This window comes from Bradyrhizobium sp. SZCCHNPS1003, assembly GCF_032381555.1.
Lineage (GTDB): Bacteria > Pseudomonadota > Alphaproteobacteria > Rhizobiales > Xanthobacteraceae > Bradyrhizobium.
In genome coordinates, this window is record NZ_JAUHIU010000003.1 from 270,889 (window position 1) to 296,621 (window position 25,733).

The 25,733-nt window shown below is 65.6% G+C and carries 25 protein-coding genes; 2 read left to right on the forward strand and 23 right to left on the reverse strand.

Annotated elements, in window-relative coordinates; genetic code table 11:
• Positions 1 to 112: 112 nt before the first annotated feature.
• The 18 genes from QX126_RS07155 to eno form a co-directional block, all read right to left on the reverse strand.
• Entirely contained in the window at positions 113 to 589 is a 477-nt protein-coding gene (locus QX126_RS07155) for a GNAT family N-acetyltransferase (RefSeq protein WP_315738175.1), read from the reverse strand.
• Between the two features lie 41 nt (positions 590 to 630).
• Positions 631 to 1,347, reverse strand: a complete 717-nt coding sequence (locus QX126_RS07160; protein WP_409997702.1) for a tetratricopeptide repeat protein — start codon at positions 1,345 to 1,347, stop codon at positions 631 to 633.
• A gap of 103 nt (positions 1,348 to 1,450) precedes the next feature.
• The gene (ilvD, locus tag QX126_RS07165) at positions 1,451 to 3,175 is read right to left on the reverse strand and encodes a dihydroxy-acid dehydratase (RefSeq protein WP_315774988.1); all 1,725 of its coding nucleotides are present in this window, start codon (positions 3,173 to 3,175) and stop codon (positions 1,451 to 1,453) included.
• 234 nt (positions 3,176 to 3,409) lie between these two features.
• Positions 3,410 to 4,381: a tripartite tricarboxylate transporter substrate binding protein BugD gene (locus QX126_RS07170; protein WP_315780140.1), complete on the reverse strand. Its 972-nt coding sequence runs from the start codon at positions 4,379 to 4,381 to the stop codon at positions 3,410 to 3,412.
• A gap of 91 nt (positions 4,382 to 4,472) precedes the next feature.
• Entirely contained in the window at positions 4,473 to 5,714 is a 1,242-nt protein-coding gene (locus QX126_RS07175; protein ID WP_315770829.1) for a threonine synthase, read from the reverse strand.
• A 137-nt stretch (positions 5,715 to 5,851) separates the two neighbouring features.
• The gene (gene lpdA, locus QX126_RS07180; RefSeq protein WP_315780141.1) at positions 5,852 to 7,273 is read right to left on the reverse strand and encodes a dihydrolipoyl dehydrogenase; all 1,422 of its coding nucleotides are present in this window, start codon (positions 7,271 to 7,273) and stop codon (positions 5,852 to 5,854) included.
• A 32-nt stretch (positions 7,274 to 7,305) separates the two neighbouring features.
• Positions 7,306 to 7,545, reverse strand: a complete 240-nt coding sequence (locus tag QX126_RS07185) for a hypothetical protein (protein ID WP_315780143.1) — start codon at positions 7,543 to 7,545, stop codon at positions 7,306 to 7,308.
• Positions 7,546 to 7,584: 39 nt separating this feature from the next.
• Positions 7,585 to 8,940, reverse strand: a complete 1,356-nt coding sequence (locus tag QX126_RS07190; protein WP_315780145.1) for a pyruvate dehydrogenase complex dihydrolipoamide acetyltransferase — start codon at positions 8,938 to 8,940, stop codon at positions 7,585 to 7,587.
• A 2-nt stretch (positions 8,941 to 8,942) separates the two neighbouring features.
• Positions 8,943 to 9,248, reverse strand: coding sequence for a DUF5076 domain-containing protein (locus QX126_RS07195; protein ID WP_015666657.1), 306 nt, complete (start codon positions 9,246 to 9,248; stop codon positions 8,943 to 8,945).
• A gap of 12 nt (positions 9,249 to 9,260) precedes the next feature.
• Complete coding sequence (locus QX126_RS07200; protein WP_315780147.1) at positions 9,261 to 10,658, reverse strand: pyruvate dehydrogenase complex E1 component subunit beta; 1,398 nt, start codon at positions 10,656 to 10,658, stop codon at positions 9,261 to 9,263.
• Positions 10,659 to 10,687: 29 nt separating this feature from the next.
• Positions 10,688 to 11,710 carry a pyruvate dehydrogenase (acetyl-transferring) E1 component subunit alpha gene (gene pdhA, locus QX126_RS07205; RefSeq protein ID WP_315756686.1) on the reverse strand — a complete coding sequence of 341 codons (1,023 nt, stop codon included), beginning with the start codon at positions 11,708 to 11,710 and terminating at the stop codon, positions 10,688 to 10,690.
• Between the two features lie 198 nt (positions 11,711 to 11,908).
• A complete protein-coding gene (locus tag QX126_RS07210; protein ID WP_315780149.1) occupies positions 11,909 to 12,226 on the reverse strand; it encodes a septum formation initiator family protein in 318 nt (105 codons plus the stop codon).
• A gap of 65 nt (positions 12,227 to 12,291) precedes the next feature.
• Positions 12,292 to 13,083, reverse strand: a complete 792-nt coding sequence (locus QX126_RS07215) for an aldolase (protein WP_315738187.1) — start codon at positions 13,081 to 13,083, stop codon at positions 12,292 to 12,294.
• A gap of 146 nt (positions 13,084 to 13,229) precedes the next feature.
• Entirely contained in the window at positions 13,230 to 13,787 is a 558-nt protein-coding gene (locus tag QX126_RS07220) for an NADPH-dependent FMN reductase (RefSeq protein WP_315780151.1), read from the reverse strand.
• A gap of 148 nt (positions 13,788 to 13,935) precedes the next feature.
• Positions 13,936 to 15,105 (reverse strand): serine hydrolase, encoded by a 1,170-nt coding sequence (locus QX126_RS07225; RefSeq protein WP_315780153.1) that lies wholly within the window; start codon positions 15,103 to 15,105, stop codon positions 13,936 to 13,938.
• 247 nt (positions 15,106 to 15,352) lie between these two features.
• Positions 15,353 to 16,348, reverse strand: coding sequence for an MBL fold metallo-hydrolase (locus tag QX126_RS07230; RefSeq protein WP_315780155.1), 996 nt, complete (start codon positions 16,346 to 16,348; stop codon positions 15,353 to 15,355).
• A gap of 119 nt (positions 16,349 to 16,467) precedes the next feature.
• Complete coding sequence (locus QX126_RS07235) at positions 16,468 to 17,607, reverse strand: zinc-binding dehydrogenase (RefSeq protein ID WP_315780156.1); 1,140 nt, start codon at positions 17,605 to 17,607, stop codon at positions 16,468 to 16,470.
• Positions 17,608 to 17,643: 36 nt separating this feature from the next.
• Positions 17,644 to 18,927: a phosphopyruvate hydratase gene (gene eno / locus QX126_RS07240; RefSeq protein ID WP_315738192.1), complete on the reverse strand. Its 1,284-nt coding sequence runs from the start codon at positions 18,925 to 18,927 to the stop codon at positions 17,644 to 17,646.
• A gap of 195 nt (positions 18,928 to 19,122) precedes the next feature.
• Between eno and queF the strand changes: the two genes are divergently transcribed.
• Both queF and QX126_RS07250 read left to right on the forward strand, forming a co-directional pair.
• Positions 19,123 to 19,599, forward strand: a complete 477-nt coding sequence (queF, locus tag QX126_RS07245; RefSeq protein WP_315780158.1) for a preQ(1) synthase — start codon at positions 19,123 to 19,125, stop codon at positions 19,597 to 19,599.
• A 28-nt stretch (positions 19,600 to 19,627) separates the two neighbouring features.
• Positions 19,628 to 19,933 (forward strand): hypothetical protein, encoded by a 306-nt coding sequence (locus QX126_RS07250; RefSeq protein ID WP_315780159.1) that lies wholly within the window; start codon positions 19,628 to 19,630, stop codon positions 19,931 to 19,933.
• A gap of 22 nt (positions 19,934 to 19,955) precedes the next feature.
• Here QX126_RS07250 and QX126_RS07255 read toward each other — a convergent pair whose 3' ends face one another.
• The 5 genes from QX126_RS07255 to QX126_RS07275 all read right to left on the reverse strand — a co-directional run bounded on the left by QX126_RS07255 (position 19,956) and on the right by QX126_RS07275 (position 25,695).
• Positions 19,956 to 20,531: a hypothetical protein gene (locus QX126_RS07255; RefSeq protein ID WP_315780161.1), complete on the reverse strand. Its 576-nt coding sequence runs from the start codon at positions 20,529 to 20,531 to the stop codon at positions 19,956 to 19,958.
• A 1,006-nt stretch (positions 20,532 to 21,537) separates the two neighbouring features.
• Positions 21,538 to 22,701: an IS110 family transposase gene (locus QX126_RS07260; RefSeq protein ID WP_315778738.1), complete on the reverse strand. Its 1,164-nt coding sequence runs from the start codon at positions 22,699 to 22,701 to the stop codon at positions 21,538 to 21,540.
• A 471-nt stretch (positions 22,702 to 23,172) separates the two neighbouring features.
• Positions 23,173 to 24,384, reverse strand: coding sequence for an MFS transporter (locus tag QX126_RS07265; protein ID WP_315780163.1), 1,212 nt, complete (start codon positions 24,382 to 24,384; stop codon positions 23,173 to 23,175).
• The gene (gene kdsA / locus QX126_RS07270; RefSeq protein WP_315780164.1) at positions 24,384 to 25,250 is read right to left on the reverse strand and encodes a 3-deoxy-8-phosphooctulonate synthase; all 867 of its coding nucleotides are present in this window, start codon (positions 25,248 to 25,250) and stop codon (positions 24,384 to 24,386) included. Before kdsA ends, QX126_RS07265 begins: the two co-directional genes overlap by 1 nt.
• A 118-nt stretch (positions 25,251 to 25,368) precedes the next feature.
• Positions 25,369 to 25,695 (reverse strand): NIPSNAP family protein, encoded by a 327-nt coding sequence (locus tag QX126_RS07275; RefSeq protein WP_315780165.1) that lies wholly within the window; start codon positions 25,693 to 25,695, stop codon positions 25,369 to 25,371.
• Between the last annotated feature and the right edge of the window lie 38 nt (positions 25,696 to 25,733).

The following is a 25,733-nucleotide window of genomic DNA, read 5'->3' on the forward strand; positions in this document are numbered from 1 at the left end:
AGATCGCCGATTTTGGTTCTGGAACCTGACGCTGGTCAAAACATCGGCGCGTCATCGCCCACTCCTTGGGCAGCCGCTGCCGTGGCCTTGATGTCTCACCGTGGCCCGCGACTCACGGCGCGGTGGCGAGCGTCTTGCTCATTGGATAGGAGGCCGCGGTGCCGAACTTGCCGGCGGGCACGCCGACATCGGCGTAGCCGCGGGCAAGATAGAATCGGTGCGCCGTTTCGGTGCTGAGCAGCGCGACGTCGCGGGCGCCCAGTGCCATCGCCCGGCGCTCCAGCTCCGCCAACAGCGCCGAACTGATTCCACGAAAGCGCGCCTGCGGCGACACGTAGTTGGCCGTGATCTCGCCGGGGTGCGCGAGCCCGCCGACGGCGAGAATCGCCCCCTCCTCGACCGCCACCAACAGCGACCGGCCTTGCCCGTCGGCCCAGGTCGCGACGTTGTCCGGCGTCTTGTTGGCGAGCCAGCGGCCAAGGATGTCGGGATCGCCGCGGTGATCAGCCACGCACAGTTGGATGATGGATGCCCGCAGCATCTCGCAGGCCGCCGTTGCGTCTTCCGGTGTCGCATCGCGAATGACCATTCAATCCCTCTCTCGAACGGAGGGAACGCGATGCGCTCCTGCTACTCGCGCTTGCCCTGCACCCAGCTCTCGAGCATCTGCAGCGCCGAGGCGCGGTCATCGTCGGAGGCCTTGGCGAAGGCGCGGTTGTAGCTCTCCTTGATCCAGGCTTCGTCCGCACCGGCGCTGTCGCGCGCCAAGGTGAGCCACATCAGGCCGCGCGCCGGCTGGCGCGGCAGCCGGTCGCCGTTGAACAGCATCTGGCCGAGCAGCGCCTGGGCCTGATGCTGGCCCTTCTGCGCGGCGAGGCCAAGCCAGCGCGCGCCATAGCGGAAGTCGTCGCGCGAGGCATCCGCCGTCTTCAGGTACATCCGCGCCAGGTCGTATTGGGCGTCGGCATTGCCGAAGTAGGACGCCGCATAGGAGAACATCTCCCGCGCGCGATCCGGATCGGCCTTCACCTTCGTGTTGGGGATGCCGCTCAGGTAATAGCGGCCAAGCGCGACAAAGGCATTGGCGACGATCTGCGCCTGCGGCGCCGACGGACTGTCCTCCGCATGCGCATTGGCGATGCGGCTGAAATAGTCGAAGGCGCGCATGTCATCCCGCGCAACGCCATCGCCAGCCGCATACATGCGGCCGAGCTTGAACTGCGCAACCGGGTGACCTTCCTCCGCCGCGTATTGCAGCGCCGTCAGCGACTGCGTGGGCGACGTGGAGGACGTGGTCGCAGGCAACGCCTTGCGCAGCGCGCCGGCGCCGGCCTGAGCTCCAGCCACGGGGATCGCCGGCTCCTGGTTGACCGGAGCGCCATCGAACGCGAACGATGGCGTCGGCAACGCGAGCGGGGCAACCCCCAGCATCAATGCGAAAATGATCCGATCAGATGTCCGCATAGCAATACTTCTCTTGCGCACCACCTGGGTGAGTCACGGCGCCCGCCACGGCCGGCCCCACCTGCTGGGCATATTTCCAAAGTGCACCTGACGTGTGATGCGTCTCACGCGGCGTCCACTTGGTCTTGCGTGTCGCCAGCTCGGCATCGCTCAACTTCACGTTAAGGATACCCGCCTCGGCGTCGATCTCGATGATGTCGCCATCCTCGACCAGAGCGATCGTTCCGCCGACCGCCGCCTCTGGTCCGATGTGGCCGATGCAGAAGCCGCGGGTCGCGCCCGAGAACCGGCCATCGGTGATGAGCGCGATCTTGCCGCCCATGCCCTGCCCGGTCAGCGCCGCCGTCGTCTGCAGCATCTCCCGCATGCCCGGACCGCCGCGCGGCCCCTCGTAGCGAATGACGATCACCTCGCCTTCGCGATAGGTGCGCTTCTGGACGGCGTCAAAGGCGTCCTCTTCCCGATCAAAGCAGCGGGCCGGCCCAGAGAATTTCAAGTTCGACATGCCCGCGACTTTCACGATCGCGCCCTCCGGCGCGAGATTGCCTTTCAGACCGACGACACCCCCGGTTGCAGTGATCGGCTGGTCGGCCGGCCTCACCACGTCCTGGTGCGGATTCCACTTCACGCCTTTGAGGTTTTCGGCGATCGTCCGGCCGGTGACTGTGAGGCAGTCGCCGTTCAAATAGCCATGGTCGAGCAACGTCTTCATCAAGAGCGGAATGCCACCAGCCTCGAACATGTCTTTGGCGACATAGCGGCCACCCGGCTTCAAATCCGCGATATAAGGTGTCTTTTTGAAGATTTCGGCGACGTCGAATAAGTCGAACTTGATGCCCGCCTCGTGTGCAATCGCAGGTAGATGCAGCGCAGCATTGGTCGACCCGCCGGACGCCGCCACAACCGCAGCGGCATTCTCCAGGGATTTTCGCGTGACGATGTCGCGCGGGCGGATATTGGCGGCGATCAGCTCCATGACCTGTTCGCCAGCCGTCATGCAGAACGAATCGCGGATTTCGTAAGGCGCCGGGGCGCCGGCCGAATAAGGCAGCGCCAGCCCGATCGCCTCGGAGACCGTCGCCATCGTATTGGCCGTGAACTGGGCGCCGCAGGCGCCGGCGGATGGACAGGCGACGCGCTCGAGCTCGTCGAGGTCCTCGTCCGACATCGCACCCACCGAATGCTTGCCGACGGCCTCGAACATGTCCTGCACCGTGACCTGCTGGCCGCGAAAATTGCCCGGCAGAATCGAGCCGCCATAGATGAAGATCGAAGGCACGTTGAGCCGGACCATCGCCATCATCATGCCCGGCAGCGATTTGTCGCAGCCGGCGAGCCCGACCAGCGCATCGTAGGAATGGCCGCGAATCGTCAGCTCGACGGAATCGGCGATCGCCTCGCGCGACGGCAGCGACGAGCGCATGCCGTCATGGCCCATCGCGATGCCGTCGGTCACGGTGATGGTGCAGAATTCGCGCGGCGTGCCGCCCGCATGCGCCACGCCCTTCTTGACCGCCTGGGCCTGCCGCATCAGCGCGATGTTGCAGGGCGCGGCCTCGTTCCAGCACGAGGCGACGCCGACGAAGGGCTGGTGGATCTGGGCCGTGGTCAGGCCCATCGCGTAGAGGTAGGACCGATGCGGCGCACGCTCGGGCCCTTCCGTCACATGACGGCTGGGCAGCCTGCGCTTGATGTCGGTCTTCGCGTCCATCGCTGTTCTGGCCTCCCGGTGCTGAGGAGAACGCTAAAATCCTAGAAATGGATTTTCGGCAGCCTCACACGCACTGGTTATGTTCTGATCAAAGTATTTCACGACCAGGTGTGGCTAAAAAGCGGCGCGTTTGCGGAGCGCCGGAGATTGTTACCAAAACTTCGTAAACTGTGGCGACGTCGCAACATTCGTGGCCGACGCGCAACCATCCGCGGTTAGCATGGAGAGCGAAAGCTACTCGGGCACCACCCCGGAGGCTCGGATCATCGGCCACCATTTATGGATCTCGGCGCGCTGCAGGGTTCCAAGGGCGGCCGGACTGCGCTGGTCCGCCGCCGGCATCTGCAACCCCAGGTTTTTCAACTTATTTTTCACATCCGGCTCATCCAGCGCAGCCACGGCGGCCGCATTGAGCGTGTCGACGATCTCCTTGCTGACGCCCTTCGGGAGCCAGAGTCCAGACCACAGGGTCATGTGGAAGCCCGGCAGGCCGGCTTCATCGGTGGTCGGGATCTCGGGCGCGGAATCGAGGCGCTTGGCGTCCGTGACGGCGTAGGCGCGGATCGTGCCGGCGCGGACCTGGTTGATGGCATTGGAGGTCTGGTCGACGATCAGATCGATCTGGCCGGCGACGAGATCGTTCATCGCCGGCCCCGTGCCGCGATAGGGCACGTATTGCAGCTTGAGGCCGGTGACCTGCTCGAAATAGAGGCCTGCGATGTGGCTGCCGGAGCCGTTGCCCGCCGTGCCGGCCGATACGGGGTTCGGCTGCGACGTCACCCAGGCGAGAAACTCCGGCAGCGTTTTGGCCGGGATGTTGTTCCTGCTGACGATGATCATCGGATTGCTCGGCAGCAGCACGACCGGCTCGAGATCGGCCTCGAGGTCATAGCCAAGCCGGTAGACGGCGCCGTTCGCGACGTGGGTGCCGAGATGGCCGAAGCTCACGGTGTAGCCGTCGGGCTTCGAGCGCACCGCGCGTCCCACGCCGATCGAGCCGCCCGCGCCGGTCACGTTCTCGACCAGCACGGGCTGGCCGAGCGTCCGTTTCATGTGTTCGGCGAGGATGCGCATCATCGCATCCGATGGGCCGCCGGCGGCGAACGGCACGATCACGGTGATCGCGCGCGAGGGGTAGGTGTCGGCGCGCGCTGGCACCGCCAGAGCCAGGCACGCAAACAGCACGGCGCAAAGAGCTCGTCGCATCACGTCCTCCCTTGTGTCGCACGCGCCGGTCACAGACGCGAATGCGTCTGCGCCGGAGCATGTGCTCGAGGCCGCGGTGCTGTTTTGTTAGTTAGAACTGCCCGAAGTCGATCGGCTGGTGACGATCGAGCGTCCGGGTGACCGGCGGCAGCGGATATTTAAGTCCTGTCGCGCAATTGAACAGCATGACGCGATCGTTTTTCGTCACGCGTCCGTCGGCCAGGCTCTGCTTGTAGGCGGCATAGGTCGCCGCGCCTTCCGGGCACAACAGCAGCCCCTCCTCGCGCGCGACTTCGCTGAGCGCAGATGAAATCTTCTCGTCATCGACCGCGATGGCGAAACCTTTGCTCTCGCGGACGGCGCGCAGGATAAGGAAATCACCGACCGCCTGGGGCACACGGATGCCGGACGCGATGGTGTGGGCATCCTCCCAGCGCGTCGCATGCTCGACGCCCTGCTCGAAGGCGCGCACCATCGGCGCGCAGCCGGAGGCCTGCACCGCCACCATGCGCGGGCGCTTCGCGCCGATGAAGCCGATCTTCTGCAGTTCGTCGAACGCCTTCCACATGCCGATCAGGCCGGTGCCGCCGCCGGTCGGATAGAAGATCACGTCGGGCACGTCCCAGCCGAGCTGCTCGGCGAGCTCCAGGCCCATCGTCTTCTTGCCCTCGATGCGATAGGGCTCCTTCAGGGTCGAGGTATCGAACCAGCCGACCTTGGCCTTGCCCTCGCCGACGATCTTGCCGCAATCGTCGATCAGGCCGTTGACGCGGTAGACGGTCGCGCCCTGCAGCTCGATCTCGCTGACGTTCACCTCCGGCGTATCGGCCGGACAGAAGATCGTGGTCTTGATGCCGCAGGAGGTCGCATAGGCCGCGAGCGCAGCACCGGCATTGCCGTTGGTCGGCATCGCCATGTGCTTGATGCCGAGCGCCTTGCCCATCGACACCGCCATCACGAGGCCGCGCGCCTTGAACGAGCCGGTCGGCAGCCGGCCCTCATCCTTCACGATGATCTCGCCGCCGCCGAGCTTCTTCGACAGCTTGGGCAGATTGATCAGCGGCGTCATCACCTCGCCGAGGCTGACGATGTCCTGGCATTTGCGCACCGGCAGCAGCTCGCGATAGCGCCACATGTCGGCCGGACGCTGCGCGAGCGCGTCCTTGGTTAGCGCCTGCTTCACGCCGGCGAGATCGTAGCGCACCAGGAGCGGCTTGCCGGCCTTGGACAGGTTGTGGACCTGGTCCGCCGGATAATGATCGCCCTCCATCGCGCATTCGAGGTGGGTGACGAAGGTCGGGCGTTCGATAGTGAGATTGTCGCTGGATTTCACGGCAGGACTTTCAGGTTGGCCCGTCTGGTTGCATCCGCCATTGCCGGGCTTGAACCGGCAATCCATCCTCTTCGCGAACGTTCCAGAAGCGCGATGGATGCGCGGGTCAAGCCCGCGCATGACGACGGGAAACGAGACTACATGTTCAGCACGCGGCCGTAGGCGTCGAGCACGGCTTCCTTCATCATCTCCGACAGCGTCGGATGCGGGAACACCGTGTGCATCAGCTCTTCCTCTGTCGTTTCGAGGTTCATCGCCACGACATAGCCCTGGATCAGCTCGGTGACCTCGGCGCCGACCATGTGGGCGCCGATCAGCTGTCCCGTCTTCTTGTCGAAGATCACCTTGACGAGACCCTGGTCCTCGCCGAGCGCGATCGCCTTGCCATTGCCGACGAAGGGGAAGCGGCCGACGCGGATGTCGCGGCCCTGCTCCTTGGCCTTGGCCTCGGTGAGCCCGACGGAGGCGACCTGAGGATGGCAATAGGTGCAGCCGGGAATGAGGTTCTTGTCCATCGGATGCGGATGCAGGCCCTTGATCGCCTCGATGCAGACGACGCCCTCGTGCTCGGCCTTGTGCGCCAGCATCGGGGGGCCAGCGACGTCGCCGATCGCGTAGAGGCCGGGCACGTTGGTCTTGCCGTAGCCGTCGATCACGATGCAGCCGCGATCGGTCTTCACGCCCAGCTTCTCCAGGCCGAGATTCTCGATGTTGCCGACCACACCGACCGCCGAGATCACGCGATCGAACTCGACCGACTCGGTCTTGCCCTTGCCGTCGTCGATCGTCGCCACCACGCTGTCGCTCTTCTTGTCGAGCTTGGTGACCTTGGCCCCCGTCATGATCTTGAGGCCCTGCTTCTCCAGCTGCTTGCGCGCGATGCCGGCGATCTCGGCGTCCTCCACGGGGAGGATCTGCGGCAGCACCTCGACCACGGTGACCTCGGAGCCCATGGTACGGAAGAACGAGGCGAACTCGATGCCGATCGCGCCGGAGCCGACGACCAGCAGCGACTTCGGCATCTTGTCCGGCACCATCGCCTCGAAATAGGTCCAGACCAGCTTCTTGTCCGGCTCGAGGCCCGGCAGCACGCGCGGCCGCGCGCCGGTCGCGACGATGATGTGCTTGGCCTGATAGACGCCCTCGCCCAGCGCGCCCTTGGGCGCCTCGACATCCGACTTGGTCACCGTGATCTTGCCGGGTGCATCGATCGCGGCGCGCCCCCAGATCACCTGGACCTTGTTCTTCTTCATCAGGAAGCCGACGCCGTCGTTCAGCCGCTTGGAGACGCCGCGCGAGCGCTGCACCACCGCCTTCGGATCGTAGGAGATCTTCTCGGCAGAGAGGCCGTAATCCTTGGCGTGCTGCATGTAGTGATAGATCTCGGCCGAGCGCAGCAGCGCCTTGGTCGGGATGCAGCCCCAGTTCAGGCAGATGCCGCCGAGATAGGACTTCTCGATGATCGCGGTCTTGAAGCCGAGCTGCGCGGCGCGGATCGCGGCGACATAGCCGCCCGGGCCGGAGCCGATGATGATGATGTCGAAGGATGTGTCGGCCATTACGGCTCCCATTCAACTGAAGCAGTTGGAAATCAGATGGTCGTGGTGCTGCCGACGAAACGTCGCCAGATCAAGGCTCGAACAATCGCCTCCAGCAGCATCAGCACGGCGCAGATCGCGAATCCAGCGAGCACGATTGGCGCCCAGATGCCGCGCGACAGCGCCTCGCCGGAGAAGAAAGCAGAATGGATGACGTCGATCCCGAGCGGGTTGGCGAACAATGCGACGCTCACCAGTGCCGTGATCCAGGGCCACCGCGTTCTGATGCGCATGCGCTGGCCCCGTTTGCCATCCCGCTCCGCAAAGCAACATCACACCATCATCATCACGGGATTCTCGATCAGTTGCTTGAAGGCGCCGATCAGCTCGGCGCCGAGCGCGCCGTCGATGGCGCGATGGTCGCAAGACAGGGTCACGCTCATCATGCTCGCGATCTCGATCTTGCCGTTGCGCACCACCGGGCGTTCCTCGGAGGTGCCGACCGCGAGGATCGTCGCATGCGGCGGATTGATCACGGCGGTGAAGTGGTTGATGCCGTACATGCCGAGGTTCGACACCGCCGTGGTGCCGCCCTGATATTCCTCCGGCTTCAGCTTGCGCGAGCGGGCGCGCGCGGCAAAATCCTTCATCTCGCCGGAGATGGCCGATAGCGTCTTGGTCTCGGCCTTGCGGATGATCGGCGTGATCAGGCCACCCGGCATCGCCACGGCGACGCCGACGTCGGAATGCTTGTGCTTGACCATGCCGCCTTCGGTCCAGCTGACGTTGCAGTTCGGGATCTTCTGCAGCGCCACCGCCATCGCCTTGATGACGAAGTCGTTGACCGACAGCTTGTAGAGCGGCTTCTTCTCCTTGTCCTTCGGCGCCGCCGCATTGATCTCCTCGCGCGCGGCCAAGAGCTTGCCGATGTCGCAGTCGATCGTCAGGTAGAAGTGCGGGACGTTCTGCACCGATGCGGTCAGGCGCTGCGCGATGGTGCGGCGCATGCCGTCATGCGGGATGACTTCGTAGGAGCCCGGCTCGAACAGCGCCAGGATCTGCTTGTCGGACATCGAGGGTGCGAGCGCGGGGGCGCCTGCCGCAGCGGGCGCTGCTGACGGCGCGGCCTTGAGGCCCTTGCCCGACTTCGCCTCCTCGACGTCGCGCGCGACGACGCGGCCATGCGGGCCGGTGCCGGTGATGCGGACGAGATCGATGCCGGCATCCTTGGCGAGACGGCGCGCCAGCGGCGAGGAGAAGATGCGGGCGTGGCCGTTGACCTGGAGCGCAGGCGCAGGCGCGGCGGGCGCAGGAGCCGCGGCCGGCTTGGGCGCGGACGCAGCGGCAGGCGCAGGCGTCGCGGCGGGCGCCGCAGATGCCGTCGGCTTGGCTTCGGCCTTCGGAGCTGCGGCCGCCGACGCGCTGCCGGCCGCCTTGACGTCCTCGCCCTCGCCGGCGAGCACCGCGATCACGTCGTTGACGGGTACATCCTGCGTGCCTTCCGGCACCAGGATCTTGGCGAGCGTACCTTCGTCAACCGCCTCGACTTCCATCGTGGCCTTGTCGGTCTCGATCTCGGCGATGACCTCGCCGGACTTGACCTGGTCGCCTTCCTTCTTGAGCCAACGAGCAAGGTTGCCCTTCTCCATCGTCGGCGAAAGCGCGGGCATGAGAATGTTGATCGGCATGATCAGTGACCTTGTTTCGACCTGGGGCTGGTGGTGCCCGTGTCGGTCGGCCGAGCCAGCTCGGCTTCGAACATCTCGACGATGCGCTGCAGCGCCTCGTCTTCGGAATAATCGCTCTCGCGCGCATAGGCGCGCGCAGCATGGCGGGCGACGTCGACCAGGAGCAGCCCCCACACGTCGGGCTCCTCGAAGGCGCGCTGGAAGGCGATCGAGAGCCCGCCATCGAGCACGAAGGCGCGCAACACTTCGGTGGCGTCCTCGCGGCCGATGACGTCCGGCGGCAATGGCTGCTCCTTGGGTCCGGCCATCTGGGCTTTCCCTTAGCGGTAGCAGACGGATTTGGCGGCCTGCACGACCTCCGCCGCCGACGGCAGCGCGAGCTTCTCGAGGTTGGCCGCATACGGCATCGGCACGTCCTTTCCGGACACGCGGACGACCGGCGCATCGAGATAGTCGAAGGCGTGCTCCATGATCCGCGCGGCAATCTCGGCACCGACGCCGCTCTGCGCCCAACCCTCTTCCACCGTGACGGCGCGGCCGGTCTTCTTGACCGAGGCGATGATGGTGTCGGTATCCATCGGGCGCAGGGTGCGCAGGTCGATCACCTCGGCCTCGATGCCCTCCTTGGCGAGCTCGTCGGCGGCCTTGAGCGCATAGGTCATGCCGTTCGACCACGCGATGATCGTCACGTCCTTTCCGGCGCGCGCGATGCGCGCCTTGCCGATCGGAATCACGTAGTCGTCGAGCTTCGGCACCTCGCCGGAATGACCGTACAGCACCTCGTTCTCGAGGAAGATCACCGGGTTCGGATCGCGGATCGCGGCCTTCAACAAGCCTTTGGCGTCCGCCGCCGAATACGGCGCGACCACCTTCAGACCGGGCACGTGCGAGTACCAGGACGAGTAGTCCTGGCTGTGCTGGGCGGCAACGCGCGCCGCCGCGCCGTTCGGGCCGCGGAACACGATCGAGCAGCCCATCTGGCCGCCGGACATGTACAAGGTCTTGGCCGCCGAGTTGATGATCTGGTCGATCGCCTGCATGGCGAAGTTGAAGGTCATGAACTCGACGATCGGCTTCAGGCCGGCCATCGCGGCACCGACACCGATGCCGGCGAAGCCGTGCTCGGTGATCGGCGTGTCCATCACGCGGCGGGCGCCGAACTCCTGCAGCAGGCCCTGGGTGACCTTGTAGGCGCCCTGATATTCGGCGACCTCCTCGCCCATGATGAAGACGTCGCCGTCGCGGCGCATCTCCTCGGCCATCGCGTCACGCAGCGCCTCGCGGATGGTCTGCGTGATCATCTCGGTGCCCGCAGGCACCTCGGGATCGGGCTGAGCAACGCTCTGCGGCGCAGCCACGCCGGTCGGCGCGGGCGCGGCCGGCGTGGCTGCGGCAGGCTCGGACGGCGGCGCCGATGGCGCAGCCTTCGTCTCGGCCGCAGGTGCTGCGGCCTTGCCGAGATCGGCCGCGGTCTCGCCGTCCGCGAGGATGGTCGCAATCGGCGTATTGACCGCGACGTCGGCGGTGCCTTCGGGAATCAGGATCTTGCCGAGCGTGCCCTCATCGGTCGCCTCGACCTCCATGGTGGCCTTGTCGGTCTCGATCTCGGCGATCACGTCACCCGACTTGATCGCCTCGCCTTCCTTCTTCAGCCATTTGGAGAGATTGCCCTTCTCCATCGTGGGCGACAGCGCAGGCATCAAAACTTGAATTGGCATATCAGCTCCGGACAAAACAGCGTCTGCGCTTAACGGTAAACGTCGGTGTAGAGCTCGGCGACATCCGGCTCGGGATCGGCCTGGGCGAAATCGGCGGCCTCGTTGACGATCTTGCGCACGTCGGCGTCGATCGCCTTGAGATCCTGCTCGGTGACCTTGGCCGCCAGCAGGCGGTTGCGCACCTGCTCGATCGGGTCCTGGTCGTGACGCACCTTCTCGACTTCCTCGCGGGTGCGATACTTGGCCGGGTCGGACATCGAGTGGCCGCGATAGCGATAGGTCTGCATTTCCAGAATGTACGGGCCCTTGCCCTCGCGGCACCACGCGACGGCCTTCTCACCGGCAGCCTTCACGGCGCGGACGTCCATGCCGTCGACCTGCTCGCCCGGGATGTTGAAGGAGATGCCGCGCTTGGAGAAGTCGGTCTGCGCCGAGGCGCGCGACACGGCCGTGCCCATCGCATAGCGGTTGTTCTCGATGACGTAGATCACCGGCAGCTTCCAGAGCTCCGCCATGTTGAAGCTCTCATAGACCTGCCCCTGATTGGCCGCGCCGTCGCCGAAATAGGCAATGCTGACTGAGTCGTTGCCGCGGTACCGGTTGGCGAGCGCGAGGCCCGTCCCGAGCGACACCTGCGCACCGACGATGCCGTGGCCGCCGAAGAAATTCTTCTCCATGCTGAACATGTGCATGGAGCCGCCCTTGCCCTTGGAGTAGCCGCCGCGGCGCCCGGTGAGTTCGGCCATGACGCCCTTGGCATCCATCCCGGTCGCCAGCATGTGGCCGTGATCGCGATAGCCGGTGATGACCTGATCGCCCGGCTTCAGCGCCATCTGCATGCCGACGACCACAGCCTCCTGCCCGATGTAGAGGTGACAGAAACCGCCGATCGCACCCATGCCATAAAGCTGACCCGCCTTCTCCTCAAAGCGACGGATCAGCAGCATGTCGCGTAGCGCGGCCAATTCCTGTTCTCTGGTGAATTCCGGCGGCGGGCCGTTGTCTCTGTCCTGCCCTTGTTCCTTTGCGGCGGTTTTCTTGGGTGCGGCCATGGCAATTCCGGATGAGAGAAAAAGTAGCTCTCTCTAGCTCAACTCCAAGGCACGTAAAAGGACTGCGTGAATTGCGGTTCATTTTGCTTTGCCGCACTGCAAACGAGCGCGAAATAAACGAATGCTGATGAGCGCGTTTTTGAAATTCCTGACGCCACGGCCTGCTAAAGTTTAGGCACCGCGGCGAAGGGACACGCGTCACTGCGGCCGATTGATCCGGATCAGATCACGCGGGTTGGCATAGCCGAGCTGAAAACGGGCGCGTTCATCGAGCATGTCGGGATCGACCCGGTCGGAGCGCAGCAGCAATACGCGCTTCTCACCCTCCGCCCGCTCCTGCTTCAACCGGGCGAGCTCGGAGGTGAGCGCAACGATCTCCTGGTCGAGCTCCTGACGCGCGGTCAGGCCGTACCGGCCGGTATAGGCGTTGATGCCGAAGTAGCCGATGATGGCGGCCGCCATCGTGTAGAGGGCTAGCCCGGTCAGGAAGGATTTGAGGCGCGCGCGGGAGACCATGGCCCGAGAATGCGGCGCCCCGGTTAAGGAAACGCTAACCCTGAGCCCGCCGTGCCGCTACGCGCTCAAGCCCGATAGGCGGGCTCCTCGGCGTCGAGCGTCCGCTTGATCGCTTCGAGATGCAGCCGCGCCGATTCCGCATCCCCCTCCCGCATCTGGCGATAGGCGGCCTCGGCGATGTCGGGCGCCACCGGCACCACCTTGCGCCCGGTTGACAGCGCCAGGCACTGAACCTGGCAGGCGCGCTCGAGATAATAGAGATCGTCCCAGGCTTCGGCGATGGTCGGCGCCAGGACCATGACGCCGTGATGCTTCATGAAGACGATGTCGGCATCACCGACAGCCCCGGCGATGCGGTCCCCCTCGCGCGCGTCGAGCGCCAGCCCGTTGTAGTTCGCGTCGACGGCGGTTCGTCCATAGAATTTCAGCGCCGTCTGCCCGGCGAAGATCAGCGGATCGCCTTCGGTCATCGAGAGCGCGGTGGCATACGGCATATGCGTATGGAACGCGACCTTGGCGCGCGGCAGCGCCTTGTGGATGCGGGCGTGGATATAGAATGCGGTCGCCTCCGGGCGGCCGTCACCGGCAATGACGTTGCCGTCGAAATCGCAAACCAACAGCTTCGAGGCGGTCAGCTCACGAAAGGCATAGCCGTAGGGATTGACGATGAAGAGGTCGTCATAGCCGGGCACCAGCGCCGAGAAGTGGTTGCAGATGCCCTCCTCGAGCCCGTGCCGCGCCGCCATCCGGAAACAGGCCGCAAGGTCGATCCGCGCCTGCCAGACGGCCTCCGAGTCGAGATCCGGCTGGTTCGGGCCGGGCTTCGCCGACGACGCGGGTGTGAACGAATGGGCCATCGTGCTTCCTTGGCAATGCGCATCCTTGCGCAGGTCCGGCGTTGCCTTGAAACGGATCGGGCAAGGCGCGTCAACGCCCTGCCCGGATCATACCCGTCATGCAGTTGGCGACCGCCGCACGGGCGGACGCACGGCGACGACCCTGGTCAGCCGTTCTGCTTGGCCACGAAGGCGGCGAACGCCTCCAGATATTGCTGCAGCACCGTCTTGAGCGAGTCCTTGACCAACTCGCCCTGGGCGTCGAAGGCGTCGCCGACCCCGTTCAGGTAGATCTCCGGCTGCCCCATGACCGGACCCGCGATGCCCGGCATGATGTTCTGCAGGTGCTTGGCCGCCGCGACGCCGCCGAGCGCACCCGGCGAGTTGGCGATGAGACCGACCGGCTTGCCCAGGAACGAGCTCTGCCCATAGGGACGCGAGGCGACGTCGATCGCATTCTTCAGCACGCCGGGAATCGAGCGGTTGTATTCGGGCGTCAAGATGAGCACGCCGTTCGAGGCCTTCAGCTTGTCGCGCAGCGCGAGCCAGTCGGCCGGCGGATTGGCTTCGAGATCCTGGTTGAAGAACGACAGGCCGTTGAGCGTGGTGACGTCGATCTTCAGGCTGACCGGCGCCAGCTTGACCAGGGCATTGGCGATCTTGAGCGTGAAGCTCTCCTTGCGGAGGCTGCCGACGAGGGCGACGATCGAATAGGGTGCAGGCATGGGGAGATCCTTTGAGGAGCGGCGTGTGAGGGGCACTTAAAGCGCTCCGGCAGGAACATGCAAGTGCATGAAACCGGATCCCGCGAAACACTGCGCTTCATCGCAAGAGGCGCTCGATGCCCCCACCCGCCTGCCGCTTCCCTCGGGCTCAACCCGTCTCTTTGAGGTGACGGGTGAATTCCGCCACCGCCTGGTGCGTCAGCCAGATCGCCTGGCCATCGACGGGCTGCGCCCATGACGAGACCTTGGCGATCACGATGTCGTTGGACGTATCCACGAACAGGTTCTGGCCGTGAATGCCCATCGCGAACATGAGCTGCGGCTGGTCGTTGATGACGTACCAGCCGCTGCGATAATGCATGTTGCGGCTGATGGCGGCAAAGCTGTCGCGCCACTGCCCGTCGCGCCACGCCTGGGCGTCGCCATTGTGCCTGATGTCGTCGAGCCAGCCCTCGGGGATGATCGTGTGCGAGCCGCGCCGGCCGCCTGACAGCACGAGCTGGCCGAGCCGCGCAACGTCGCGCAGCGTGGCGCAGAACCCGCCGGTGCAGCGCGGCGCGCCCTTGCGGTCGAGCGTGATGAAGGCCTCGCCGCTCGCCCCCATCGGCTTCCACAGCAAGGTGCTGACCAGGCTCGCGAAGCTGCGGCCGGTGGCCCGCTCGATCGCCCAGCCGAGCAGATCGGTGTTGGCGGAGACGTAGCTGAAGGTGCCGCCATGCGGAATCGCCTGCGCGCGCATCGTCTCGAAGAAATCGTGCAGGTTCGGCGTCGTGCGAGGTGCGACCGGCTCCCAGCCCGCGGCGTCGGCATAGGCCTGCAGGCCGGCGCCGTCGAACACGACGCCCGCTCGCATGTCGAGCAATTGGCGGATCGTGGCGCCGCGATAGGCCGTGGCCGCCACTTCCGGCACGTAGCGCGTGACCTCGGCGTCGACGTCGAGCTCGCCGCGGCCGGCCAGGATGCCGGCCATCAGCCCTGTGATCGACTTGGTCGCCGACATCAGGATGTGCGGCGTGTCGCGGTCGGTGCCGCCGTCATACATCTCGAAGACGATGCGGCCGTCCTGCAGGATCAGGAGCCCGTCGGTCGCCGTCGCCTTCAGGAAACCGTCGAGATCGAGCGTGCCGCCCTTGGGCAGCCGCACGCTGAAATCGTCGAACGACACGAGGCTCGACGGCAGCGTCCAGGCGCTGCCCGGCGCGCTCTCGATGTCGGCGACCGGCAGGATCGCGCGGATGTTGTGAAAGGCCCAGCGGCTGAACGGCGCAGTGCGCCAGTTGGAGAGATCGGCGTTGGAGGGAGAGGGATCGGTCGACATACGAATCCTGCGGGATTTCCGAGGTGCTCGACATAGGGGTTCGCAACAGGCGCGGAAAGCCCGACATTTCGCATATGCAAAAACGCTCAGGCCGCCCGAAGGCGGCCCCCTCTCTCCTCCGTCATTGCGAGCGAAGCGAAGCAATCCAGGGCTCGGTTGGGACTCTGGATTGCTTCGTCGCGGAGCCTGTCCTCGGGCTCGCCGGAGGCGAGACCCGGGGGCTCCTCGCAATGACGCTAACCGATATTCAGATCACCGGATTCCACGGCGCCGGAATCAGCCGGTACTTGGCGCCGTCCTTCTCGACATAGCCCACTGAAGGGAAAGAGAAGTGGAAGCCGATCACCTTGGCCTTCTCGGCGGCGGCCATGTCGTAGAACTTGTGCCGCGTCTCCTGCGCCATCGCGGCATCGGTGTCGAACATCACGTGCCAGTCCGGGTTGCGCAGGAACAGCTCGGGGACGTTGGTGACGTCGGCCTGGATCAGGACCCTGGCATTGCCGGACGCGACCGCGAACGAGGTGTGGCCCGGCGTGTGACCGGGCGTGCCAAGCGCGGTGATGCCGGGCGCGACCTCCTTGTCCCACTCGTACTGGGTGACCTTGCTCTCGAGCCCGCCGAACACCTTCTTGAAGTTGGCGAAATTGCCCTTCATCAAGTCGGTCTGCGCCTTGGCGGCATTCTCGTCGCTGGCCCAGAACGCCCACTCCTTGGCCGGCACCTTCAGCTCGGCGTTCGGAAATGCCAGCGAGCCGTCGGCGAGCTTGAGGCCGTTGATGTGGTCGCCATGCATGTGGGAGAGCACGACGACGTCGATGCTCTTCGGATCGACGCCGGCGGCAGAGAGGTTCTGCAGCGTGCGTCCGACCGCGCCCTTGCTGGCCTCGAAGGCGCCAGCGCCGTTGCCGGTGTCGATCAGGACCAGCTTGGAGCCGGTGTTGATCAGCTGCGGATTGAAGGGGATCGTGATCATGCCCTTCGGCATGTAGGCGCTTTCGGCAGCGGCGAGCGCGTCGTCCTTCGCCGTGTTGACGACGAACTTGTCGGGCATCGGAAAGGTGCGCGCGCCGTCATTGACGGAGGTGCATTCGTAGTCGCCGACCTTGTAGCGGTAGAAGCCGGGCGCCTGCGCGCCGGCGGGCGCAACCGCCGCGCGTGCCGGCGCGGCCAGCGGCGGCAGAGCGGTCGCAGCTCCGGCGAGGGCCGCACCGGCCAGAAATCGACGGCGATCCAATAGGGTCATGACAAATCTCTCCTCAGTGCTCCATGCGGCTGACACCGCCCCCAGACAAACGGGGCGGATTTTCTCCGCATGCGGGCCAAACGCAAGCCCGTCAGCAACGTCCCGGGAGCGACGTTAGGTCACTTCTCTTTGTTGGGGTCGATGAGGAATTTTTCGCCGGTGGCCCGTTTGGCGTACACGGCGAGATTGGCCGGATCGAGGGCTTCGGGGAGTGATACGACCTTGGTGTAGTGGCTCGCGAAGGTCGTCTTGAGCTCGTCGACGACGCGCTGCCGCAACCGCTCGGTATCCGCCTTGCCGATCTTCATCAGGAACGGAAACAGCAGCCAGCCGCCGACGCTCCAGGTCATGCCGAAGCCGCGCGTGATCTCGGTCGGGCGCGTGTCGAGGCTGCCGTAGATGTAGACCTGCTTGTGCACGTTCGAGCCGTAGCGGCTGTAGGGATGCTTGCCGGACTTGTTGATCGCAGCTTCCATCGCGTTGAGGATCTGGCCGGCGAGCTTGCCGCCACCGATCGCGTCGAAGGCGATGGTCGCGCCGGTCTCGACCAGCGCCGCGATCAGGTCGTCCATGAAGGTCGGCGCCGTCGAATCCACCACGTATTTGGCGCCGAGGCCGCGCAGGATCTCGGCCTGTGCTGCACTGCGCACGATGTTGACGAGCGGGATGCCGTCCTTGAGGCAGATCTTGTTGAGCATCTGCCCGAGATTGGAGGCGGCTGCGGTATGCACCAGCGCGGTATGGCCCTCGCGCCGCATCGTCTCGGTCATGCCGAGCGAGGTCAGCGGGTTGACGAAGCAGGAGGCGCCCTCGGCCGGCGTGGTGCCGGCCGGCAGCGGCAGGCATTCGGAGACCTTGAGGCAGCGATACTGGCTGTACATCGCGCCGCCGATGGCCGCGACAGTGCGGCCCATCAGCGCCTTCGCGGCGTCCGAGGAGCCGGTCTTGACCACGACGCCCGCGCCCTCGTTGCCGACGGCCAAGGACTCATCGAGCCGGCCGGCCATCGCCCGCATCCCCGCCTCCGGCACCTTGGCCGTGACCACGGGGCGGTCCGTGGTGCCGGACGCCTGCAGGGTCGACAGATCGGCCGCGCCGACGAGGAGGCCCAGATCGGACGGATTGATCGGCGCCGCCTCGATGCGCACCACCACCTCGTCCGGCCCCGGCTCGGGGGTCGGCACGTCGACCAGCGAGAGCTCGAGCTCGCCGCTGCGCTTGATCAGCGTCCGCAGTTGCAGGCCTGTCTCGACACCCATGCGCGCCTCCCCTGTTGGTTCTTCTTCAGCGCAGGCTCAGGCCAAGGCCTTCAGCGCCGCCCTGCCCGCATATTTGGCCTGCGCATCCAGCTCCTGCTCGATGCGCAGCAGCTGGTTGTACTTGGCGGTGCGGTCGGCTCGCGCCAGCGAGCCGGTCTTGATCTGCCCGCAATTGGTGGCGACGGCGAGATCGGCAATCGTCGAATCCTCGGTCTCGCCCGAGCGGTGCGACATCACGGCGGTGTAGCCGGCCTTGTAGGCCATCTCGACCGCGGCCAGCGTCTCCGTCAGCGTGCCGATCTGGTTGACCTTGATCAGGATCGAATTGGCGCGCCCGTTGCGGATGCCGTCGGCAAGACGGTTGACGTTGGTGACGAACAGGTCGTCGCCCACCAGCTGGCACTTGTGGCCGATCAGGTCGGTCAGCTCCTTCCAGCCGTCCATGTCGTCCTCGGACATGCCGTCCTCGATCGAGGCGATCGGGTAGCGGGCGACCAGGTCCGCAAGATACTTGGCCTGCTCGGAGCGCGAGCGCGACTTGTTCTCGCCCTCGTAGACGTACTTGCCGTCCTTGAAGAACTCGGTCGCGGCGCAGTCGAGCGCCAGCATCACGTCCTCGCCGGCGGTGTAGCCGGCCTTGCCGATCGCGCTCATGACGAAGTCGAGCGCGGCGTCCGCCGACGGCAGGTTCGGCGCGAAGCCGCCCTCGTCGCCGACATTGGTGTTGTGGCCCGCCTTCTTCAGCTCGGCCTTGAGCGTGTGGAAGATCTCCGAGCCGCAGCGCAGCGCCTCCGCGAAGCTCGGCGCGCCCACCGGCATGATCATGAATTCCTGGAAATCGATCGGGTTGTCGGCGTGCACGCCGCCATTGACGATGTTCATCATCGGCACCGGCAGGGTCCGCGCCGAGGTGCCGCCGACATAGCGATACAGCGGCATGTCATAGGAGATCGCCGCCGCCTTGGCGCAGGCGAGCGAGACGCCGAGGATGGCGTTAGCGCCGATCCGGCTCTTGTTCTCGGTGCCGTCGAGCTCGATCAGGATCTGGTCGATCTGGACCTGGTCCTGCACCGACATGTCGCTCAAGGCCTCATAGACCTCGTCGTTGATGGCCTCGACGGCCTTCAGCACACCCTTGCCGAGATAGCGGTGCTTGTCGCCGTCGCGCAGCTCGACCGCCTCATGGGCGCCGGTGGAGGCGCCGGACGGCACGGCAGCGCGGCCGACCGACCCGTCCTCCAGCACGACGTCGACCTCGACCGTGGGATTGCCGCGGCTGTCCAGGATTTCGCGGCCGATGATGTCGACGATGGCGGTCATGAGGTCCTCTCGCGGGCGTTTCTGGGTGGGCGTTGTTGCGCTGCTTCTACCGCAGGGACGGGAGGCCGAAAAGGCCAAGTCGCGAAGAAGTCGCGGCCAAATCACGAAGCCGCCAAATCACGAGGCGGATGACGCGAGGCCGGCGATTGGTTAAGACGGCGCCACCCTCACCCGTGACCCGAGCCTTTCCGAGACATGGCGAAAAGATCCACCAAATCCGAGACATCGGCGCAGCTTCAACTTGGCCGGGAGGTCGCCCAGCCCGACAGTCCCGAGGCGGCGAGGCTCGACCGCGTTCCCAATCCGCAGAACGACACGGATTACCTGGCCCGTTTCACCGTGCCGGAGTTCACCTCGCTATGCCCGGTAACGGGACAACCGGACTTCGCCCATCTCGTGATCGACTACGCGCCCGGCCCGTGGCTGGTGGAATCGAAGTCGCTCAAGCTCTATCTGGCGAGCTTCCGCAACCACGGCGCCTTCCACGAGGACTGCACGGTGGCCATCGGCAAACGCCTCGCCGCCGAGATCAAGCCGAAATGGCTGCGCATCGGCGGCTACTGGTACCCCCGCGGCGGCATCCCGATCGACGTGTTCTGGCAGACCGGCAGGCTGCCGAAAGGCCTTTGGGTGCCGGACCAGGGCGTGGCGCCGTATCGCGGGCGGGGGTGATGACGATCGAGAAGCGGAAGGCGCGGTCGTGAACGGCGCAGTCGAATATGCCCGCCTGTCGGTGTTCTGTCCCAAGTGCACCACAACCGTCACGTGGCCGTCTTCGCTGTCAGCAACGGACAAGGCGAGAATTGCAGCCGAAATCCGCCGCAGCCAGATTGAGGGCCACAAACTGCTCGTCGCCCAGTTTGGCTTCTCGATGAGGGAAGCCAAAGCTCTGACGCTGCATGTCACGCTGACGGAAGGCACGTGCCACCGCTGCCGTCGTCCGCTTTCCCAGAAGGACGATGTGAGCGTCTGCGAGACGTGCCGCTCGGCCAACCTCGACTGGTAGTCGCCGATCGCGCGCTCCTGCCTCAATACGCGTAGTAGCCGTCGAACTTCGCCTTGTAGGCGGATGGACACAGGATCTGAAACGTACTCAGCATTGCGTCCGTCCTCGCCGCCGTGCTGTTGTCGACGATCTGCTCGTTGCGATGATCCTTCCAGTTGGTGCGGATCATCTTCTTTTTTTCGCCGCTCGACTGAGGCTCCCCGGTGCCGACCAGCGAGTAGTTGCCGAACTCGGTATAAACCGTGTTCTTGGAGCACATCGCCCGCCGCTTGGTCTGTTTGCCGGCGTTGAGATCCATGACCTGCTTGGCGCAACGCGCCACTTCCGCCGGCTTGATGTCGTCAGGCGGCGGCTCGCGCAGGCAGCTCTCGATCGCGTCGTCGAGCTCGATCCGGAACGTCACCGCGGCGGTGTCGCTATCCTGGTCGGAGATGGTCAGAATGGTCGCATCGCCCCTGTGGGCGCTGAGCAGGATCTTGGCAGGCGCCGTCGCAGCAACGCGTGGGCTCTCGGACTTGGCCGAGGGCTGCGCCAGCGCCTGATGGAAACCGCCCGCAACGATCGCGACATGCAGCAACAAACGCCCCGCCCGCTTCACCGTCGTTCTCCCTTCACTCACCCGCCAAGAATGTTAAATAGAACAAATCAGAAACGCAAGTCAAAATACCTTCAGGTTGTATCGGCCGGCGCACGCATTTGCGGCGCAGCGCATGCAAAGTCCCGCATCAATGACCGTCCGTGGCGGCGGGTCGCCCGTCGGGCATGGTTGCTATCAGGCGAGGCCCTTCGCCATCGATTTCGACTGCTGAACCTCCTGCGCCTCAAAACTGAATTTTGTTGTCCGCTCAGGGCGATCACCCCTGTCCAGATCTTCCGCGAAAAACATTCTTCTTTCGCTTTATCGGAATTCGTGATTGATTGCTCCCGTCCCGTCTCGATCAGAGGGGCGCTTCGCGGTCGTCACGGACGTTGAGGCGGGATGCGGTGGGCGTGTCGGGGTCGCAGCGTGATCACTCATGCGGACGAACGGTCCTGATGCGCCGGCGAAATCGTATGGTCCTGGCCTCCCGACGCTGAGGTCACGCTGGTGGTGATGATCCGCCGGTCACGGGGGCAAGACAGCCCGGTCCCCGGGGAGAGTACGTATAAGCCGCCCAACCATCGCGCGGGGAATGCCGGGATGTCTCGGCTGAACCTTGTATGGGGAGTAAGTTGTCAAGAGGGGCGTCGTTTGTTGGGGGCGGTCTTTGGCGCCAAGGAGAGGCGCGGTCAAGGCTGGCCGAAGGCCACCGCCGGAGGCGGCGCGTCAGCGGCCTTGAGCGCGCCGAGCTTGGCGCCATCATGGCGCGCCCGCAACGCGCGGTGTCGCGATGGCAGGCCGGACGTGATGCGAGGATTGGGCCGTGAACGACAATGCGGAACGACCGCATCACCTTGTATCCGGTCGGGCGCGAGGCCCGGTACCCTGATCTTTCATGCACGGGGGAAGGTAAGGCCCAGTCAAGACGGGACCCCTCTGTGAGAGCGGGAGGTTTATGCCCCCGGTTCAGCACGGTCACGCGTCGGTCCTGGCTCACGTCGGCTGTCATGGCGCGCGCAGCCGTTTACGAAGTTGGACGCAGCACGGCGCCTTCGGGAACAACGCCGGTCACCAGATAGCGCCACAGCGCCACCATCAGCTTGCGTGCCAGAGCGACAATGGCAATTCGCCGGATGCGTCCCTTGATGTCGCGCACCCGCTCGCGGAACCAGCGTGTCAGTGCGCTGTCCGGCTGATGAACGGTCCATAGCCACGCCAGCTCGACCGCGAGCTCACGGGCGCGCCGGTTGCCGGCTTTGCTGATGCCCTGCTCACGGCTGCGCTCGCCACTGTCATAGGGCGTGCCGGTGAGACCAAAGTAGCTGCCGACCTGACGACGGTTGTCGAAGTCGCGATAGAACACCTCGTTGACCAACTTCTGGCCGCCGACCGGGCCGATGCTCCTGAGATCCATGAGCTGCATGATCCTGGCTTCCGGCGAGCCGGGCCGAGCGGCGCACAGCTCGGCTTTGCTTTTGGCCTCGAGCTCCTTGAGCTGCCGTGCCACCAGGCACAGTCGCTCGTGTTCGCGCACGATCTCTTCCTTGAGCCGCACCGGCAGTGGACGACCGTCGCCAGTGCGCAGGCTGGCAAGGCTTTCCAGGAACGAGCGATCGAGCGGGTGGACGTCGCGAATGCCCTGGCCGTGCAGCAGTCCCTTGATGCGGTTGCTGTGAGCCGTGCACTCCTGGATCAGGCGATCACGTTCACGGGTACGGCGCTTGCGATCCTCATCCTCGACGCTTGGCACGTGGACGATGCTGCAGACCCGAGGCTCGCCCCGCAAATGGGCGAGGAACGCCCGCATCAGCTTCTCCAGATCGATCCGGTCGGTCTTGGCGCGCCGGGCACGACGGTTCACCTCGATGCTGGAAGGGTCGACCTCATGATTGACGATGCCTTGTCCGCTCAGCCATCGGTGCAGCCAGTGGCCATCCAAGCCTGCTTCGTAGCATGACAGGATGCGCACCGGCCGGCCGCCCGCGGCAGCCGCAGCCTTCTTGCGCATGTCCGCAAGCCGGGCCGCCAAGGCGGCCAAGTCACCGCCGCCGATCGTGTACCGGCTCAGTTTCTGCGAGCCAGGAAGCAGCACGCCGAGCTTCCATTTCGCTTTGCTCAGTTCAAACGCGAGGTAAACCGTGGCATGCTCCGCCGCGGCGGGTGTGTCAGTGCGATCGAGCTTGATCATCTTGATCCTCCGAGGGCCGGATGGTTCGGAAATCCAATCCTAACCCTTCTTGACCACCCGCCGCCCCATAGGACCTGTGGTTCCTGCCGCCAGCATTTTTTCTCGCTGGCGGGCCATGGGGGCGGCCAGCTCCCGGCATTCCCCGTGCCCTCTTCTCAGAAGGAGGGCATGTCCAAATGGCAAAGCTCGGACGCAGTCGCGCCGCGAGATGGCGGCGGTGCGTCCCGCGGCCAACGAAAGCGCCGATATGTCTCAGCCGCGCATCTTCAGCATCGAGAGCGAGAAACGCCCTCGCCGCACTTTCCCAGGACCATCGCAGCTAACGATGGGCATTTTGCCCTCGCCCGTCTCCACGTCGTCATGGCCGGGCTTGTCCCGGCCATGACGGAGCAACAAATGAGCAGGCGTTGCTGCCGCGACGGGACCATGTCTTCAGATGCAATGGGCCCGCGCCCGTGTCCGACATGGCCGTCAGCTGACCGCCGCATCCGCCGGCGGCCGCTGCCGCAGCAGCGCGGCGCAGGCGAAGCCGAGCGCGACCATCATGATGGCGGCGATCAGCAACGTCGGCTGCTTGCCGCCATGGACCAGGCCGAAGCCATAGGCGATCGGGCCGACCGTCTGGCCCATGAAGAAGAAGAACGAGTGCAGCGACATCGCGGTCGCGCGCGCCCCGATCGACAGCTCGCTGGCGAACACCTGCAGGCAGCCATGGATCATGTAGAAGCCCCAGCCCATCAGCAGCATGCAGCCGAACTGCAGCTTCCAGCCCGGACCGAAGGCGAGCGCGGCAAGCTGCAGCCCGACCAGGGCAGCGCCCGTGATCATCATGCCCTTGACGCCGAGCCGCGGCAGGAAGTTCGAGACCGTGAACGTGTAGAACAGGCCGCCGACCGCGAAGCCCGCGATGACGATGCCCGCGATCGACAGCGAGGTCTCGCCGAGATCGAACAGGAACGAGGCGATGAACGGAAACAGCCCGAACACGCAGCAGCCTTCGACGAACACCGCCGAGAAGCAGAAGCGCGAATTGGGGTTGGTGAAGATGGTGCGGTAGCCCTTCCTCAGCGCGGCGAGATCGGTGGTCGGCGCATGCGTGACCTTGGCGCCGCGAAAGCCTGCGGCCACCGCGAAGGAGGCGATCAGCCCGAGCGCGCCGAGGATCGCGAGCACGCCGCGCCAGCCGATGAGATCGCCGATGATGCCGGATGCCGTCGCACCGAGCAGGTTGCCCGCCATCGAGCCCGCGAGCGTGCGGCCGATCGCGACCTGCCGCTTGTCGGGTGCAACGAGATCGCTGGTCAGCCCGAGCGCCACCGGAAACACGCCGCCCGAGGCGATGCCGGCGAGGATGCGCGTCGCGAACAGCAGCGGAAACGAGGTGGCGAGCGCGCCGAGGATGCTGGCGACACCGAGCAATGCGAGGCACAGCGTCATCAGCCGCGCCTTGCCGAACAGATCGGCGGCGGCGCCGATCGCGGGCTGGATCAGGGCATAGATCAGCGCATAGCCGGCCGCGATCCCGGCCGCAGTCGTGATGCTGATCGAAAAATCCTCGGCGACGTGCGGCAGCACCGGATCGAGCGCGCGCGTCGACAGCGCCGCCGAGAAGCCCGCCAGCGCGATGATGTTCACGGCCGGAGGAAAGCGCTGCTCGGAGGGCCGGGCCACGGGCTGGTGCATCAGCGCGCGAGGCCGGTCGTCGCCTGCCCCTTTGCGAGCTGGTCGAACGCCATCAGCGTGCGCAGCAGCCCCTCGAACTCGGCCAGCGGCACCATGTTCGGCCCGTCGGAGGGCGCATGATCGGGATCCGGATGCGTCTCGATGAACACGCCGGCCACGCCGACCGCCACCGCCGCCCGCGCCAGCACCGGCACGAATTCGCGCTCGCCGCCCGACGAGGTGCCCTTCCCGCCGGGTTGCTGCACCGAATGGGTGGCGTCGAAGATGACAGGCGCGCCGGTGGTGCGCGCCATGATCGGCAGCGCGCGCATGTCGGAGACCAGCGTGTTGTAGCCGAACGAAACGCCGCGCTCGGTGACCAGCACGTTGCGATTGCCGGAGCCCGTGATCTTGGCGACGACATTGGCCATGTCCCAGGGCGCCAGGAACTGGCCCTTCTTGACGTTGACGACCTTGCCGGTCGCGGCGGCTGCGAGCAGCAGGTCGGTCTGCCGGCACAGGAACGCCGGGATCTGCAGCACGTCGACGGCCTGCGCCACCTCGGCGCATTGGCCGGCGTCATGCACATCGGTCAGCACGGGCAGACCGAGCGCGGAGCGGATCTCGGCGAAGATCGGCAGCGACTGCGCAAGGCCAAGCCCGCGTGCGGCGGAGGCGCTGGTGCGGTTGGCCTTGTCGAACGAGGTCTTGTAGACGAGACCGATGCCGAGCCGCGTCGCGATCTCCTTGAGCGCCGAGGCCACCTCCAGCGCGTGCGCCCGGCTCTCGAGCTGGCATGGTCCCGCGATGATCGCGAGCGGCAGCTGATTGCCAAACTTGACGGAGCCGAGCGTGACGACCGGAGCGGCAGAGATCGAAGCGTTCACGACATCATCCTCATGTGAGCGCGCGACCATGGCCCAGCGCTGGCGTCCGGATCAACCCGGCGTGTGCCCGCGAATAGCAGGGTTGCGGGGATCGGTCATCCCCGCCCCTGCCCGGGCTCTAGTTCAACGCCGAGAACGCCGTCGGCACCAGGAACTGGCTGGTGATGTTGGCGACGATCTGGCCGTCCTCCTCGCTCTTGGCGCGCGCCGCGATCCAATCGGGATCGGTCATGAACTTGGTCCACTTGGTCTCGCGCTCGGCGAGCGATTCCCAGGCCAGGAAATAGGTCAGGTCCTGGTTGGATTCGCCGATCAGGGTCGTGAAGAAGCCGACCGGGCGGATGCCATGCTTCTCCCACAGCTTCAGCGTCGTGGTCTCGAAGCGCTTCAGCAGCGCCGGCAGCCGGCCCGGAATGCAGCGATAGATGCGGCTCTCGTAGATCATTGGTCACTCCCTGATCTGTTGGATCGGGAGCGTTCTCG

Excerpts from the sequence above, each read along its gene's own strand:
- QX126_RS07185 (WP_315780143.1), bottom strand. The coding sequence starts at position 7,545 with ATGCGCATCAGAACGCGGTGGCCCTGGATCACGGCACTGGTGAGCGTC.
- QX126_RS07220 (WP_315780151.1), bottom strand. The coding sequence starts at position 13,787 with ATGCCTGCACCCTATTCGATCGTCGCCCTCGTCGGCAGCCTCCGCAAG.
- QX126_RS07155 (WP_315738175.1), bottom strand. The coding sequence starts at position 589 with ATGGTCATTCGCGATGCGACACCGGAAGACGCAACGGCGGCCTGCGAG.
- lpdA (WP_315780141.1), bottom strand. The coding sequence starts at position 7,273 with ATGGCCGACACATCCTTCGACATCATCATCATCGGCTCCGGCCCGGGC.
- QX126_RS07190 (WP_315780145.1), bottom strand. The coding sequence starts at position 8,940 with ATGCCGATCAACATTCTCATGCCCGCGCTTTCGCCGACGATGGAGAAG.
- eno (WP_315738192.1), bottom strand. The coding sequence starts at position 18,927 with ATGACCGCCATCGTCGACATCATCGGCCGCGAAATCCTGGACAGCCGC.
- QX126_RS07260 (WP_315778738.1), bottom strand. The coding sequence starts at position 22,701 with ATGATCAAGCTCGATCGCACTGACACACCCGCCGCGGCGGAGCATGCC.
- QX126_RS07170 (WP_315780140.1), bottom strand. The coding sequence starts at position 4,381 with ATGCGACGAGCTCTTTGCGCCGTGCTGTTTGCGTGCCTGGCTCTGGCG.
- QX126_RS07225 (WP_315780153.1), bottom strand. The coding sequence starts at position 15,105 with ATGTCGACCGATCCCTCTCCCTCCAACGCCGATCTCTCCAACTGGCGC.
- queF (WP_315780158.1), top strand. The coding sequence starts at position 19,123 with ATGGCGAAAAGATCCACCAAATCCGAGACATCGGCGCAGCTTCAACTT.
- QX126_RS07195 (WP_015666657.1), bottom strand. The coding sequence starts at position 9,248 with ATGGCCGGACCCAAGGAGCAGCCATTGCCGCCGGACGTCATCGGCCGC.
- QX126_RS07210 (WP_315780149.1), bottom strand. The coding sequence starts at position 12,226 with ATGGTCTCCCGCGCGCGCCTCAAATCCTTCCTGACCGGGCTAGCCCTC.
- QX126_RS07275 (WP_315780165.1), bottom strand. The coding sequence starts at position 25,695 with ATGATCTACGAGAGCCGCATCTATCGCTGCATTCCGGGCCGGCTGCCG.
- QX126_RS07215 (WP_315738187.1), bottom strand. The coding sequence starts at position 13,083 with ATGGCCCATTCGTTCACACCCGCGTCGTCGGCGAAGCCCGGCCCGAAC.
- pdhA (WP_315756686.1), bottom strand. The coding sequence starts at position 11,710 with ATGGCCGCACCCAAGAAAACCGCCGCAAAGGAACAAGGGCAGGACAGA.
- ilvD (WP_315774988.1), bottom strand. The coding sequence starts at position 3,175 with ATGGACGCGAAGACCGACATCAAGCGCAGGCTGCCCAGCCGTCATGTG.
- QX126_RS07265 (WP_315780163.1), bottom strand. The coding sequence starts at position 24,384 with ATGCACCAGCCCGTGGCCCGGCCCTCCGAGCAGCGCTTTCCTCCGGCC.
- QX126_RS07200 (WP_315780147.1), bottom strand. The coding sequence starts at position 10,658 with ATGCCAATTCAAGTTTTGATGCCTGCGCTGTCGCCCACGATGGAGAAG.
- QX126_RS07230 (WP_315780155.1), bottom strand. The coding sequence starts at position 16,348 with ATGACCCTATTGGATCGCCGTCGATTTCTGGCCGGTGCGGCCCTCGCC.
- QX126_RS07235 (WP_315780156.1), bottom strand. The coding sequence starts at position 17,607 with ATGGGTGTCGAGACAGGCCTGCAACTGCGGACGCTGATCAAGCGCAGC.